This window comes from Streptomyces sp. A1136, assembly GCF_004795055.1.
GTDB lineage: Bacteria > Actinomycetota > Actinomycetes > Streptomycetales > Streptomycetaceae > Streptomyces.
The window spans coordinates 120,839-135,555 of sequence record NZ_SSBJ01000013.1 but is presented as its reverse complement, the minus strand read 5'-3'; the positions used below and the strand labels follow the sequence as shown (position 1 = coordinate 135,555).

Below are 14,717 nucleotides of genomic sequence, written 5' to 3'. Positions count from 1 at the left end.
CGCGGTGCGCGTCCGCAACGCCCCGGGGGGACCGGTCCGTGTGGACCGGTCCCCCCGGGGATGCCTGTTCGACGGTCAGTGCATGACGGCCATGGCCAGCGCGCGCCGGGCGCGCATCGAGACGCGCTCGGCTCGACGCTGCATGCGCCGGGCGGAGACCAGGCGCAGGGCGTGACGCTCGGCGTCCGCCTCACGCATGCGGTCGTCCATATGGGCACGAGCCATGGCTTCTGGGATGAGTTGCATTTCGCGGGTCCTGTTCTGACGCGAGGTGATCGCACCTGCGGTGATGAAGTCTGCGGTGGCGGAGCCGTGCGGCTGCTCGCTCGTGGTGCCGGCAAAGGGGGACATGAGGGCCTGCTTCAGGGGGTCGTGCGTCAAGGGGCGGTCGATGGTTCCGATGGCGGTCATGCCGCGACAACCGGGTTCTTGCGCGGACGGCCACGGGGCCGCTTCCGGGCGACGACCACACCCTGGACGAAGAGCTCGCCGCCCCACACGCCCCAGGGCTCGCGGCGCTCCTTCGCGCCGGCGAGGCAGGCCTCGACCAGCGGGCAGGTGCCGCAGAGGGACTTGGCGTACTCCACGTCGGCCGGGGACTCGGCGAAGAAGACCTCGGGGTCGAAGGTGCGGCACGGGACGGGTACGCCGAGGTTCTCGATGGCGTCGTCGAGCGCGGTCAGCGCGGTGAGGGGAGTCAAGGTGGAGTCCTCCGGGACTGCGGGCGGGGAGATCGTTTGGGTCTGCGGTACGGACGGGGCGTGCGCTTCGAGTTGCACGGTGTTTTCTTCCTCGTCTTTGTTGACTAGTCGTTCCGGCCGGGGTCGGCCGGGGTCGGCTGGTACCTGTTCTTGCCAGTCCCGAGGCCCCTTCGCGCTGTCGCCCCCGTTCGGGGACAAACAGAAGGGCCGCGGATCCCGGGTGGGGTTCCGCGGCCCTGAAGGCGCCGGCCTGATCTTGAGATCAGACTGGATCACTCCAGGGTTCGAGCCCACGGAAGGCCCACATCAGGTGGTTCTGCTGCTTCGTCTGCTTCGTCTGGAATCCGGCACCGGCCGCGGCGGCGGAGGCGTAGGCGCCATGCGCCTGGGCTTCTGCTGCCAGTACTGCCACCGGTGCCTTGGTCGGTCGCTCATTCCGGACGCTGGCGAGCAGCGCGCAGGGCGCGGCCGTCAGGGCAGGGGTGTCCGCGGAAATCCGGGACACACCGGTACCCAGGACCGGGAGGAGCGAGGAGGAGCCGAGCGTGCAGGAAGCGGCGACCGAGCGATCGGTCATTTTGGTGAAGGTCATGAAGCTGGTCACTGGTCTCGCCTCCTCTCGGCGTCTCGGGGACCCGGCCCGGGGGCCTGTCCCATGCGTATTCGGAAAAGTACAGCCAAGTACAACACGGATCAGGGGCTTCGGAGAAGCCACCGTTTCCGTTGCTAAGAACCTATGGGGATCGGCTGGGCATGTGCAAACTATTTTTCCGACGAGTTTCTACGCGTCGTCAGAATCCGCCTCCCCGGGCTCCTGGCCTGCGCAGATGGCCAGGACGTCGGCTCCGTACCGCTCAAGCTTGCGGCCGCCGACTCCGGAGATCATCGAGAGCTCGCCCTCCTCGGCCGGGCCGGCCTCCGCGATCGCCATCAGGGTCTTGTCGGTGAAGACGCAGTAGGCCGGCAGGCCCTGCTCCTTCGCCTGGGCCGCGCGCCACTCCCGCAGCCGCTCGTAGAGGCCCTCGTCCATGTCGGACGGGCAGTCCTCGCAGCGCATCAGTTTGAGCTCGCCGGCCTCGGTGAGGGTCTTGCCGCAGACCCGGCACAGCACCGGGCCGCGGCGTCCGCGCTTGCGGGCCGCCCGCTCGCCCGCCGCGCCCGTCTTGGCGCCCGGGGCCACCGAGCCGGGCCGCAGGCCGTTCAGGAACCGGCTGGGACGTCGGGAGGCCCGGCCGCCGGGGGCGCGGGACAGGGCCCAGGACAGTGTCAGGTGCAGCCGCGCCCGGGTGACGCCGACGTAGAGCAGTCGGCGTTCCTCCTCGACCTGGTCGTCGGTCTTGGCGTAGGTGATCGGCATCATGCCGTCGGTGAGGCCCACGAGGAACACGGCGTCCCACTCCAGGCCCTTCGCGGCGTGGAGTGAGGCGAGGGTGACGCCCTGCACGGTCGGCGCGTGCTGGGCGGCCTTGCGCTCGTCCAGCTCGACGGTGAGGTCGGCCAGGGTGGCGCCGGGGCGGCCGCGCGCGAAGTCCTCGGCGAGGCGGACGAGGGCCGCCACCGATTCCCACTGGTCGCGGACCGCGCCGGAGCCGGCGGGCGGCTCGCTGGTCCAACCGGTGGAGCTGAGCACGGCGCGGACCTGGGAACCCAGCTCCACCACGTCTTCGAGCAGCGGGTCGTTGCCGCCGGAGCGGGCGGCCCCGCGCAGCGCGAGCATCGCCTTCTGCACCTCGTTGCGCTCGAAGAACCGCTCGGCGCCGCGCAGCTGGTAGGGCACGCCGGCGTCGGCGAGGGCCTGCTCGTAGACCTCGGACTGGGCGTTGATCCGGTAGAGGACGGCGATCTCGCCGGCCGGCACCCCGGCGGCGATCAGGTCGCGGATCTTGGCGGCGACGCCCTCGGCCTCGGCGGGCTCGTCGGGGTACTCGGCGTAGACCGGGTCGGGGCCGGGTTCGCGCTGCGAGACCAGCTCCAGCCGGTGTTCGGCGGCCCGCCCCTTGGCCTGGGCGAGCAGACCGTTGGCGAGGTGGACGACCTGCGGGGTGGAGCGGTAGTCGCGGATCAGCTTGACCAGGGTGGCTTGCGGGTACTTGGTGCGGAAGTTCAGCAGGTGGTCGGGGGTGGCGCCGGTGAAGGAGTAGATGGTCTGGCTGGCGTCACCGACGACGCAGAGGTTGTCGCGCTCGCCGAGCCACAGGTCCAGCAGGCGCTGCTGGAGCGGGCTGACGTCCTGGTACTCGTCCACCACGAAGTGCTGGTACTGGGCGCGGATCTGCTCGGCGATGTCGTGGCGGTCTTGGAGGATGCCGACGGTGAGGAGCAGCACGTCCTCGAAGTCGATCATGTTCCGGTCGCGCTTGAGCTGCTCGTACGTGCCGTAGATCTGGGCGATCTCCGCCATGTCCCTCGGCGCCTCGCGGGCCGCCTTGAGAGCGGCCGCCGGGTAGTCGGCGGGGACGGTCTGGGTGACCTTGGCCCACTCGATCTCGCCGGTGACGTCGCGCAGCTCATTGCGGTCGAGGCGGATGCGGCAGCGCGATCCCGCCTCGGCCACGAACTGGATCTTGCGTTCCAGCAGCCGGGGCACCTCTCCGCCGATCGCGCGGGGCCAGAAGTACTGGAGCTGGCGCAGCGCGGCGGCGTGGAAGGTCCGCGCCTGGACCCCGCCCGCGCCCAGGCTGCGCAGCCGGCCGCGCATCTCGCCGGCGGCGCGGTTGGTGAAGGTGACGGCCAGCACGCTGGCGGGCATGAGGCTGCCGGAGGCGACACCGTAGGCGATGCGGTGCGTGATGGCTCTGGTCTTGCCCGTCCCGGCCCCGGCGAGCACGCACACCGGCCCGCGCAGGGTCGTCGCGACCTCGCGCTGCTCCGGGTCGAGGCCCTGGAGCACCGCGTCGGCCGAGTCGGCGCCGGACGGGAAGGATGAGGAGTGCGTTGCTGCTGTCACCCCGCCATGCTGCCAGGTCCGGTGTGCCGGGCGGGAATGTTGTCCACAGGCCGCCGGTATCCGTCGTACTTGTACGCGGTCTTGTACGCGGTGAGCGCGGGGCGGGCTCCCGCTCCTGCCCCCCGACCCTGTTCCGATCCCGTTCCCGGCCGGGAATGGGGAGCCCGTGGCGTACGTTCGAGTACTCGGACCACCGAGCCTCACGAAGGAGAGCGCAGCATGCAGGACACGGGTTCCGTCACGATGTACAGCACGACCTGGTGCGGCTACTGCCGCCGGCTGAAGACCCAGCTGGACCGGGAAGGCATCGCGTACGAGGAGATCAACATCGAGCTCGACCCGGCGTCCGCGGCGTTCGTGGAGCAGGCGAACGGTGGCAACCAGACCGTTCCGACGGTGCTCGTGAAGTCCCCCGCGGGCAACGAGTCCGTCATGACGAACCCGAGCCTGGCCCAGGTCAAGCAGGCCCTCGCCGTCTGACCGGGAGCACGTCACACCGGAAGGCCCCCGCCGCGGCGGGGGCCTTCCGGTGTGACGAACGTTACGGCGCCGCGCGGGGCGGACCCGACGGCCGACCCTACGGTCGGGCCGCGGGCCTCGGCAGCGGCTTCCCGTACCAGAGCTCGACCAACCGGGCCGCGATGGAGATCCCCGACGGCGGGAGCACCTCGCCCGACTCGATCGCCTCGCGCAGGTCCTCCCGCGAGAACCAGCGGGCCTCCTGGATCTCCTCGCCGTCCACGGTGATCTCCGAGCTGACGGCCCGCGCCGTGAAGCCGAGCATCAGGCTGTACGGGAACGGCCACGGCTGGCTGGCGACGTAGTCGACCGCGCCGACCTTGACGCCCGCCTCCTCCCACACCTCGCGGATCACCGACTGCTCGATGGACTCGCCCGGCTCCACGAAGCCGGCCAGCGTCGAGAAGCGGCCCTCGGGCCAGTGCACCTGGCGGCCCAGCAGCGCGCGGTCCTGCTCGTCGGTGACGAGCATGATCACGGCCGGGTCGGTGCGCGGATAGTGTTCGGCGCCGCAGCCCGGGCAGCGCCGGATGTGCCCGGCGGCCGCGACGACCGTGCGCTCGCCGCAGCGGGAGCAGAAACGGTGCATCCGCTGCCAGTTCTCCAGTGCCACCGCGTGCACCATCAACCCGGCGTCGCGCGGCGACAGCAGCAGGCCCGCCTCCCGCAGCCCGGCGGCGCGCGCCGACTGGTCCATACGGCCCGGCAGGGAGTCCTTCTGCAGCGCGAAGTACCGTACGCCGTCCTCGTCGGTGCCCAGGAAGTAGCGGTGCGTCTGGGTGACCGGGGCCTCGAAGGCGGGGGTCATCACGATGGCCGTGCCGCCGTCGGGGGTGTCGTCGATCAGCACCTGGCCGCCGGAGACGACGAAGACTCGGGTCGTCGGGTGGCTCCAGGCGGCGGCGAGCCAGGCCTCGTCGAGGCGGTGGTGCGCGGCGCGGTCGATGCCGCTGGGCGCGGCGAGCGAGAGCGGGCGCTCGGTACGGGTACTCACAGGTACTTCCAACTCCCCCGGTGGTGGACAGGCGGGCTAGGCGGGCGGCGTGCGTGCGCCCCTCGTGCGGGTGCGCGCTCCGGTCCTCAGGCGTCGGGCTTCCAGTGGGCGGCGAGGTCCCCCCACAGGTAGGCGGCCGTCTCGACGCCCTTGAGGAGCAGGTCCAGTTCGACCTTCTCGTTGGGCGCGTGCCAGCCGTCCGACGGGACGGAGATGCCGAGGAAGAGGACCGGGGCGTCGAGGACGTCCCGCAGGTCCGCGGCGGGGCCGGAGCCGCCCTCGCGCGTGAACCGGATCGGCTGCCCGAAGGCGCGGCCCATGGCCCGCACGACGGACCGCAGGGCCGGGTGGTCCAGCGGGGTCAGGCACGGCCGGGTCGGGGCGCCGAAGACGATGGAGTGCCGGATGCCCTCGGGGACGCGGGCGGCGACCCAGTCCCGTACGGCGGCCTCGACCTCGTACGGGTCCTGTCCGGACACGAGGCGGAACGACAGCTTCACATGGGCGGAGGCAGGAACGATGGTCTTGCCGCCGGGGCCCTGGTAGCCGCCGCCGATGCCGTTGACCTCGGCGGTCGGGCGGGCCCAGACGCGCTCCAGGGTCGAGTAGCCCCTCTCGCCGGCGGTCGCGTGCGACTTGGCCGTACGGAGCCACTCGGCCTCGTCGAAGGGCAGCTCGGCGATCAGCCGGCGTTCGGCGTCGTCGAGCTCGGCGACGCCGTCGTAGAAGCCGGGGATCGTGACCCGGCCGTCCGCGTCGTGCAGCGCCGCGACGAGACGGGCGGCGGCCGTCGCCGGATTGGGCACGGCCCCGCCGAAGGCGCCGGAGTGGATGTCCTGGTCCGGGCCGTGGAAGTCGATCTCGCAGTCGGCGACGCCGCGCATGCCGGTGCAGACGGTGGGGGTGGTCTCGGACCACATGCCGGTGTCCGAGACGATCACGACATCGGCGGCGAGGCGGTCGGCCTCGCGCTCGACGAGGGCGCGGAAGTTCGGGGAGCCGGACTCCTCCTCGCCCTCGATGAGGAGCTTGAGGTGCACGGCGGGGGCGTCGGCGCCGGTGGCGGCGAGGTGCGCGCGCACCCCGAGGGTGTGGAAGAACACCTGGCCCTTGTCGTCGGCCGCGCCGCGCGCGTACATCCGGCCGTCCGCGACGACCGGCTCGAACGGGTCGGTGTGCCAGCCGTCCTCGCGGGCGGCGGGCTGTACGTCGTGGTGCCCGTAGACGAGGACGGTGGGGGCGGCCGGGTCGGCGCTCGGCCACTCGGCGAAGACGGCGGGGGCACCGGGCGTTTCGAGGACCTCGGCGACCGGGAAGCCGGTCTCCTTGAGCTTGGCGGCGAGCCAGTCGGCGCTGCGCCGTACATCGACCGCGTGCTCGGGCTGGGCCGAGACGGACGGGATGCGCAGCCACTCGGCGAGGTCGTCGAGGAAGACGGCGCGGTGGGTGTCGATGTACGCGCGGACGACGTTGTCCGCCTGGGTGTCGCTCATGCCTACGAGACTAACCGTCCGCCCGAGGACCACTGTCCGTGCCCGTTTTGCCTTGGAGGATCCGCTCAAGCCGGGCCCGGTCGGGCAGGTCGCGGGGGCGGATCACGCGCCCGCTGCGGACGTGGAGGAACGCGGCGGAGACCCGGTCGAGGGGGGTCTCGGTGGCCTCGGCCCAGGCCAGACGGTAGACGGCGAGCTGGAGGGGGTCGGCCTCTGTCGTACGGCCGGTCTTCCAGTCGACGATCTCGTACGAGCCGTCCGGGTTCTTGTAGACGGCGTCGATCCGGCCGCGGACGACGCGGCCGGCGAGGGTGAGCTGGACCGGGGCCTCCATCCGGTGAGGTGTGCGGTCGGCGTACTCGCTGCGCTCGAAGGCGGCCTTGAGGGAGGCGAGGTCGGCCTCGTCGGCGATGTCCTGGTCGGAGGCGGCTCCGGGGAGTTCGGTGGCGGGGTCGAGGACGTCGAGGAGAGGCAGCGGGAGCTCGTCGAAGCGGGACTCGACCCACGCGTGGAAGCGGGTGCCTTGGCGGGCGGCGGGTTGGGGCGGCTTGGGCATGGGGCGGGCGAGCTCGCGGGCGAAGCCCTGCTCGTCGGCGGCGAGGCGCAGGAGCTGGCTGGCGGAGAGGGAGGCGGGCAGCTCGACGTCGCGGACCGCCGTGCGGGTACGGCGGAGCTCGCCTTCGAGCGCGTCGAGGTCCCGGTCCCAGGAGGCGACGGCCCGCGCCTCTTCGGCACTCAACCCGGCTGCCGCCGACCACAGCCCGCCGCCCGGCTCGGCGGCGTGTGCCTGCGGCCCGGGCACGCGGGCGGCAGGGACGACCCGTCCCCCCGGCCCCGGCGCGCCGCCGGACGCGGCGGGGTGGGCCTCCGGCCCGGCCGGGGCGGAGTGCGGGCCACCGGCCTGCGGAGGCCGGACCGACCACGAGGCCGCCTCGGCCTCCGGCCACAGCTCGTCGTCCGGCACGGCGGCGGGCCCCTGTGGCCCGACCGCGTCGCCCGGCAGTGCGTCGCCGGACGCGGTGGCGTGCGCCTGTGGCCCGACCGCGTCGGCGGGCAGGGCTGATGGTGACCGCCGGTCGCCGGTCGCGTCGTGGGCGGGCCCGGGAGCGTCGGTGGGCACGGCGGAGTCGGCCCACGGGCCGGGGCCGTCCGGCGGGGTGGGCGACCACGCGGCCGCCTCGGGCTCCGGCCAGAGGTCGTCGTCGGGAACGGTGGCGGGCGCGGCGTCGGCGGTGCGGGGGGGTGGGAGCGTGGGGTCGGGGCGGGAGGGGGGGTCGTAGGACGGTTCCTCGCAGTGCGGGGGCCAGAGGTAGCCCGCCGAGATGTGGGACTCCACCAGCGCCGCCGCGCGGCGGCGCCGCGCCAGCGAGGCCGGGTCCAGCGGTAGCGGCCAGGCGTGGTCCGCGGTCGCGGCCTCGGTCAGGACCGGGTTCTCCTCCTCCGGCTCCGGCTCGGACGCCCAGGCCTCGATCTCCCCGTGTCCCGCCTCGCAGTGCGCGTACAGCGCCTCCAGGAACGCCGACGGCCCCCGCGGCTTCTTCTGCGTCGGTCCCCACCAGTGACCCGAGGCCAGCAGGAGCGAGCGCGGCCGCGTGAACGTCACGTACCCCAGGCGGAGTTCCTCCACCGCCTTGTGTTCCTTCAGCCCCGCCTTGAAGGACTTGAGGCCCGCCGAGGTCCAGGCGGGGTCACCCGGCAGCGTCGCCGCGTCGCCGCGCAGGGCGTACGGCAGGACCTTCGCGTACGACGTCCAGGCCTCCGGCGGCTTCTCCTTCGGGAAGGCCCCCGCGCACAGGCCGGGTACGACCACCACGTCCCACTCCAGCCCCTTGGACTTGTGGGCCGTCAGCACCTTGACCGTGTTCTCCCCGCCCGGCAGGGCATGGTCCAGGCCCTTCTCGTACTGCGCCGCCGTCCGCAGGAAGGCGAGGAACGCGAGCAGCGAGGCCTCCCCGTCGAGCGAGGCGAATCCGGCCGCGACGTCCAGGAACCCGGACAGCGTCTCGCGGCGCCGGGCGGCCAGGGCGTGTGGGGAGGCCGACAGCTCCACGTCCAGCCCGGTCGCCGCGAGCACCCGGTGCAGTACGTCCATCAGTGGATCGGCGAGCGAACGCCGCAGGTCACGCAGCTCCTGCGCGAGGTGCGCGAAGCGGACCCGGGCCTCCGCCGAGAAGGGCAGGTCCTCCCCGGCGACGGCCCCGGCGGAGTCGAGGAAGGTCTCCAGCGCGTCGGCCAGCGAGACGACCTCCACCGGGTCCACGCCCTCGACGGCCGCCGCGAGGCGCGCGTCCGGGTCGGCGTCGGCCCCGCCCGAGGGCCGGCCGTTCACGAGCTGCCGCGCCCGCCGCCCCAGCAGGGCCAGGTCACGCGCGCCGATCCGCCAGCGGGGGCCGGTCAGCAGCCGCACCAGTGAGGCGTTGGCGCCCGGGTCCTGAAGCACCTCGCACACCGCGACCAGGTCCGCGACCTCGGGCAGGTGCAGGAGACCGGAGAGTCCGACCACCTCGACGGGCACCTCCCGGGCCACCAGCACCGCCTGGATCCGCGCGAAGTCCCCGGCGGAGCGGCACAGCACCGCGATCTCCCCCGGCGCCGTCCCCGTACGGACCAGGTGCGCGACGGAGTCGCCGAGCCATTCCAGCTCCTCGGCGTGCGTGGGCAGCAGGGCACAGCGGACCGAGCCGGACCGCTCCTCCCCCGGTGCGGGCCGCAGCGCCTCGACGCCCTCGTGCATGGCACGCAGGGGCGCGGCGAGGCCGTTGGCCAGGTCCAACAGCCTGCCGCCGCTGCGCCGGTTCTCGCTGAGCGACTGGCGGGCGGCGGGGCTGCCGTCGGCGTTCGGGAAGTGCTCGGGGAAGTCGTCGAGGTTGGCGACGGAGGCACCGCGCCAGCCGTAGATCGCCTGGCAGGGGTCGCCGACGGCGGTCACGGCGTGGCCCGTGCCGGCGCCGAACAGGCCGGAGAGCAGCAGCCGCTGCGCGACGGAGGTGTCCTGGTACTCGTCGAGCAGGACGACCCGGAACTCCTCGCGCAGCAGCGCCCCGACCTCGGGCCGGGTGGTGGCGAGCCGCGCGGACAGGGCTATCTGGTCGCTGAAGTCGAGCAGGTCGCGGGAGCGTTTGGCGTCGCGGTAGCGCTCGGTGAGCTCCAGCAGTTCGAGCCGGCCGCGTACCGCCTCGGGGACCTTGCGCAGGTCGTCGTTGGTGAGCTTGGTGCCGGCGAGTTCGTCCAGGAGCCGGGTGTCGTACGTCCGCAGTTCCTCGGGGGCGACCAGGTGCTCGGACAGTTCGGCGTCGAGCGCGAGCACGTCGCTGACCAGGTCGGGGAGGGACTTCGTCAGCGAGGGGTACGGGCCGGGGGCCTCGCGCAGCACGCGGGCGGCGAGCTGGAAGCGGGTGGCGTCCGCGAGGAGCCGGGCGCTGGGTTCCAGCCCGATGCGCAGGCCGTGGTCCTTGAGGAGCTGCCCGGCGAAGGCGTGGTAGGTGGAGATGCGCGGCTCTCCGGCGGCCGCGCCCGGCTCCGTCCCGGCCCTCCCGGCCCTCCCGGCCGAGGAAGGGTCCGGAAAGGGATCGGGGAAGGGATCGGGGTCGCTGATGCCGGCGCGCGCAAGGGCCTTGCGGACGCGCTCGGCGAGTTCCCCGGCCGCCTTGTTGGTGAAGGTCAGGCCGAGGACCTGCTCGGGCGCGACCGCGCCCGTGCCGACCAGCCAGACCACGCGCGCGGCCATGACGGTGGTCTTGCCGGAGCCCGCTCCCGCGACGATGACCTGGGGGGCCGCCGGTGCGGTCGCACAGGCCAGTTGTTCCGGCGTGAAGGGAATCCCGAGGAGCTCCTTGAGCTGCTCGGGATCGGTGAGGGCCGGGGGGCCGGCCGGACGCGCGGACACCCGAAAAGGCTAGCCGCCCGCACCGACACTCCCCGCCGGCGTCCCCGGCCGCCCTCCCGGTCGCCGCCCCGCCGTCCCGATCGGCCACCCGCCCGGGGGGGGTCACTCCACGGTGTGGCGGCCCTCCGGGCGGGCGCTGCACGCGCTGCGGAAGGAGCAGTGGTCGCAGTGCTGTCCGGTGCTGGGGGTGAAGCGCTCGTCCAGGACCCGACCGGCGGCGGTGGCGAGCAGGTCGGCGGCCCAGTCGCCGTCCAGGGGCTGCTGCGCCTGGACCTTCGGCACCTGATCGCCGCCGTCGCGCTTGGCGGCGCCTTGACGCAGCTGTACGAGTTCGGCGCCGCCCGGTTCGGGGCGGCGGCCGTCGAAGACCTCGTCGACGGCGCCTTCGCGGACCGCGAGCTGGTACACCGCGAGCTGGGGGTGGCGCGCGACCTCGTCCTTGGTGGGCGCGGCCTTGCCGGTCTTGAAGTCGACGACGTACGCACGCCCCTGCGGGTCCGATTCGACCCGGTCCATGGAGCCCCGGACGCGAACGGCGAAGTCGCCCGCTTCGAGGGTGACGTCGAACTCGTGCTCCGTGGCCACGGCCGCCCTGCCTCCCCGGTCGGTGGCGTGCCAGCGCAGGAAGCGTTCGAGGGCGGCGCGGGCGTTGTCCTTCTCCTGGCGGGACTTCCAGGGGGCGTCGAAGGCGAGGGCGTCCCAGACGGAGTCGAGGCGTTCCATCAGGACGGCGAGGTCGGCGGGGGTCCGGCCGGAGGCGACCTCGTCGGCCAGGACGTGGACGACGTTGCCGAAGCCCTGGGCGGCGGTGGAGGGGGCGTCGGCCTTGACCTCCCGGCCGAGGAACCACTGGAGCGAACAGGTGTTGGCGAGCTGGTCCAGGGCGCTGCCGGAGAGGGCGACGGGTCGGTCGCGGTCGCGCAGCGGGACGGCGCTGCGGGTGGGTTCGTAGAGCCCCCACCAGCGCTGCGGGTGGGCGGCGGGGACCAGGGGCCGGTCCTCGTCGTCGGTGAGCGCGGCGAGGCGGGCCAGCCGGCGGGCGGCGGCGTCGCGCATCGCCTCGGAGGCCTCGGGGTCGACGGTGGTGGCACGGAGTTCGGCGACGAGCGCCGGGACGGAGAGGGGGCGGCGGGGGCGGCCGGTGACGTCCTTGACCGGTACGCCGAGTTCGGTGAGGAAGCGGGAGGGCTGGTCTCCGTCCTCGGCGGGGGCCTTGACGGCGGTGACGACGAGGCGGTGGCGGGCGCGGGTGGCGGCGACGTAGAAGAGACGGCGCTCCTCGGCGAGGAGCGCGCCGGGGGTGAGCGGGTCGGCGAGACCGTCGCGGCCGATGCGGTCGGCCTCCAGGAGGGAGCCGCGGCGGCGGAGGTCGGGCCAGAGCCCTTCCTGGACGCCGGCGACGACGACGAGGCCCCATTCGAGCCCCTTGGAGCGGTGGGCGGTCATCAGCCGGACGGCGTCGCAGCGGTGCGCCTTGCGGGTGAGGGTGTCGGCGGCGATGTCCTCGGCTTCGAGCTGTTCGAGGAGGTTGAGGGCGCCGCGGCCGCCGGTACGTTCCTCGGCCCGGGCGGCGGTGTCGAAGAGGGCGCAGACGGCGTCGAGGTCGCGGTCGGCGTTGCGACCGGCGGGGCCGCCGCGGCGGGCGCTCCGCTCCAGGCGCTGGGGCCAGGGGGTGCCGTCCCACAGGAGCCAGAGGGCCTCTTCTGCCGTGCCGCCGCCTTCGAGGAGCTCGCGGGCCTTGCGCAGGAGCAGCCCGAGGCGCTGGGCGCCGCGGGCGTAGGCGGGGTCGTGGGCGACGAGCCGCTCGGGCTCGGCGAGGGCGCGGGCGAGCAGCACGTCGGAGGGTGCGGGCACGGTGACCCCGGCGGCCCGCTCCTCTTCCCGCAAGGCCCGCCCCAGCCGCCGCAGGTCGGCGGCGTCCATGCCCCCGAGAGGCGACCCGAGCAACGCGACGGCCGCCTCGACCCCCACCCAGCCCTCGTCCCCGCCGTCACCGACGGACGGGGCCACGCCGGCGAGGACCTCCTCGTCCGCCTCCTCACCGGGCTCGCCGGAGCCGGTCTGCCCGGCGGCGGCGACCTCCGCCACGTCGGCCGACGCGTCGGCCGCGCCGGGTCGGACGGCGTCCGCCGACGGCGTGGCCCCCTCGCCCGCGCCGTCGCCGCCGGCGGCACCGGAGGCCTGGCCGGCGCCCCCGCCCGGCCCGGAGGAATCGGCCGCACCCGCCGACCCCAGGGGCCCGGCGCCTTCGCCGGGCCCGGCCGAGGCAGCGTTCTCGGACGGGACCACATCAGGCCCCGGGCCGGAGGAACCCGCCGGAGCGGCGGGGCGAGGCGCGTCGCCGGGACCGGACCCGGCCTGCTCGGCCACGCTCCCGGGACCGACCGGCCCGTCGGCGTCGGTCAGGACGTCGGCGTCGACAGCGGCCACCGAACGCCCGCCACCCCCCGGGCCCGGGGCTGCGGCAGCCGAGGTGGGGGCTTCGGCCGGGCCCGCCGGAGGCACGGCGCCGGCTCGGGCGGAACCGGGCACACCCGACCCGTCCGCGCCGGCGGGGAGGAACGCGGGCAGGGCCGAGGCGACCGAGGCGGAGGCCGCGGCCGTGGCCGCCAGTCGGAGGGCCGTCAGCAGGGGGGCCACGGCCGGTTCGTGGCGGAGCGGGGTGTCCGTGCCGTCCGTCTCCGCCGGGACCCCGGCGGAGATCAGCGCGCGCCGCATCGCCGGGAGCGTGCGGCCGCCCGCGCGGACCAGGACGGCCATGTCCCGCCACGGCACGCCGTCCTCCAGGTGGGCCCGCCGCAGGATGTCGGCGATGTTGTCGAGTTCCGCGCCGGCCGTCGGGTAGGTGTACACCTCCACGCGCCCGCCCTCCCGCACGGGACGCAGCGCCCGGTGCGCCCGTACCGCCGCCGCGGGCAGCCGCGGCACCGGCATGCGGGACGTGAGCAGCCGGGTCGCGGCCAGCAGGGCCGCCCCGGAGCGGCGACCCACCGTCAGGGCCTGTACCCGCGCCCCGGGGAAGGAGCCCTCGAAGTCGAGGATGTTGTTGATGTCGGCGCCCCGGAACGCGTAGATCGACTGGTCCGGGTCGCCGAAGGCCACCAGCGTCCCGCCCGGGCCGTTCAGCGCGCGCAGCAGTCGCAGCTGCGAGGCGTCCGTGTCCTGGTACTCGTCCACGTAGATCACGTCGTAGGCGGAGGCCAGGGACGGTGTGCGTTCCGCGAGGAGCACCGCGCGGTGGAGCAGCTCCGCGTAGTCCAGCGTGCCCTGCATGTCCAGGACGTCCAGGTACTCCGAGAGGAACGCGGCGGCCGCCTGCCAGTCCGGCCGGCCGATCCGCCGGGCGAAGTCGGACAGGGCCTCGGGGCCGAGCCCCAGCTCGCGCGCGCGGGCCAGCACCGCGCGGACCTCGTCGGCGAACCCCCGGGTGGTCAGCGCGGCCCGCAGGTCGTCGGGCCAGCGGATGGAGCGGATGCGGCGCTGCCCCTCCAGCAGGGTGCGGACCATCACGTCCTGCTCCGGGCCGGACAGCAGCCGCAGCGGGTCGGCGAAGAGGTCTGTGTCCTGGTGCGCGCGGACCAGGCCGTAGCAGAACGAGTGGAAGGTGGTGGCCTGCGGGGCGCGGGCGCCGCCGAGCCTCAGGGCCGCCCGGTCGCGCAGTTCGACGGCCGCCTTGCGGCTGAAGGTCAGGATCAGGACGCGGGCCGGGTCGGTGCCCGCCTCGACCCGGGCGGCGGCCGCCTCGATCAGCGTGGTGGTCTTGCCGGTGCCCGGCCCGGCCAGCACCAACAGAGGCCCGCCGGTGTGCTCAACCACCGCGCGTTGCGCTGCGTCCAGGACAGGGGGAGCCACCCGTTCCGGCCCGGTGCGCACCAGGCGGTACGCGTCGGAGGTACGCGTGCGCCGCTCTGAGCGGTCGGAGGGGGAGGTGATCACGTGGGGTGCCGGTCCTGGTGGGTCTGCGGGTGGTACGGGTACGTCGGGCGCGCGGTGCGGTGCGTCACGGGCACGGGTCGGCTGGGGCCCGGGCGGGACGGCCGAAGGGGCAACGCTACGCCACCCGCACCGGCCGCCGCAGTCGTCCGGGACGCCCCGGGTCGGTTCGCTCGTCGCCCCTCGGCCCCCTCGGCCCGTCCCCCGTACGAAGCTTCGACCTCCCGCCCGGGCCACGGATGGC

At 74.4% G+C, this 14,717-nt stretch carries 9 protein-coding genes; 1 reads left to right on the top strand and 8 read right to left on the bottom strand.

Annotation, left to right across the window (positions count from 1 at the left end; genetic code table 11):
* Nucleotides 1-75 precede the first annotated feature (75 nt).
* The 4 genes from E6R62_RS15245 to E6R62_RS15230 form a co-directional block, all read right to left on the bottom strand.
* Complete coding sequence (locus E6R62_RS15245; RefSeq protein ID WP_136213950.1) at nt 76-411, bottom strand: hypothetical protein; 336 nt, start codon at nt 409-411, stop codon at nt 76-78.
* Nucleotides 408-779 (bottom strand): WhiB family transcriptional regulator, encoded by a 372-nt coding sequence (locus E6R62_RS15240; protein ID WP_053676354.1) that lies wholly within the window; start codon nt 777-779, stop codon nt 408-410. Before E6R62_RS15240 ends, E6R62_RS15245 begins: the two co-directional genes overlap by 4 nt.
* Before the next feature lie 184 nt (nt 780-963).
* Entirely contained in the window at nt 964-1,293 is a 330-nt protein-coding gene (locus E6R62_RS15235; protein ID WP_168714063.1) for a hypothetical protein, read from the bottom strand.
* 189 nt (nt 1,294-1,482) lie between these two features.
* Nucleotides 1,483-3,648, bottom strand: a complete 2,166-nt coding sequence (locus E6R62_RS15230) for an ATP-dependent DNA helicase UvrD2 (RefSeq protein ID WP_168714061.1) — start codon at nt 3,646-3,648, stop codon at nt 1,483-1,485.
* Nucleotides 3,649-3,867: 219 nt separating this feature from the next.
* On the opposite strand from E6R62_RS15230, the gene E6R62_RS15225 reads away from it, so the two are divergent.
* Nucleotides 3,868-4,128 carry a mycoredoxin gene (locus tag E6R62_RS15225; protein WP_136213948.1) on the top strand — a complete coding sequence of 87 codons (261 nt, stop codon included), beginning with the start codon at nt 3,868-3,870 and terminating at the stop codon, nt 4,126-4,128.
* Nucleotides 4,129-4,225: 97 nt separating this feature from the next.
* On the opposite strand, the gene nudC is transcribed toward E6R62_RS15225, so the two are convergent.
* The 4 genes from nudC to E6R62_RS15205 all read right to left on the bottom strand — a co-directional run bounded on the left by nudC (nt 4,226) and on the right by E6R62_RS15205 (nt 14,476).
* A complete protein-coding gene (nudC, locus tag E6R62_RS15220; protein ID WP_168714060.1) occupies nt 4,226-5,173 on the bottom strand; it encodes an NAD(+) diphosphatase in 948 nt (315 codons plus the stop codon).
* A gap of 74 nt (nt 5,174-5,247) precedes the next feature.
* Nucleotides 5,248-6,654, bottom strand: coding sequence for a dipeptidase (locus E6R62_RS15215; protein ID WP_136213947.1), 1,407 nt, complete (start codon nt 6,652-6,654; stop codon nt 5,248-5,250).
* A 10-nt stretch (nt 6,655-6,664) separates the two neighbouring features.
* The gene (locus E6R62_RS15210) at nt 6,665-10,540 is read right to left on the bottom strand and encodes a UvrD-helicase domain-containing protein (RefSeq protein WP_136213946.1); all 3,876 of its coding nucleotides are present in this window, start codon (nt 10,538-10,540) and stop codon (nt 6,665-6,667) included.
* Between the two features lie 102 nt (nt 10,541-10,642).
* Nucleotides 10,643-14,476 (bottom strand): UvrD-helicase domain-containing protein, encoded by a 3,834-nt coding sequence (locus E6R62_RS15205; RefSeq protein ID WP_136213945.1) that lies wholly within the window; start codon nt 14,474-14,476, stop codon nt 10,643-10,645.
* Between the last annotated feature and the right edge of the window lie 241 nt (nt 14,477-14,717).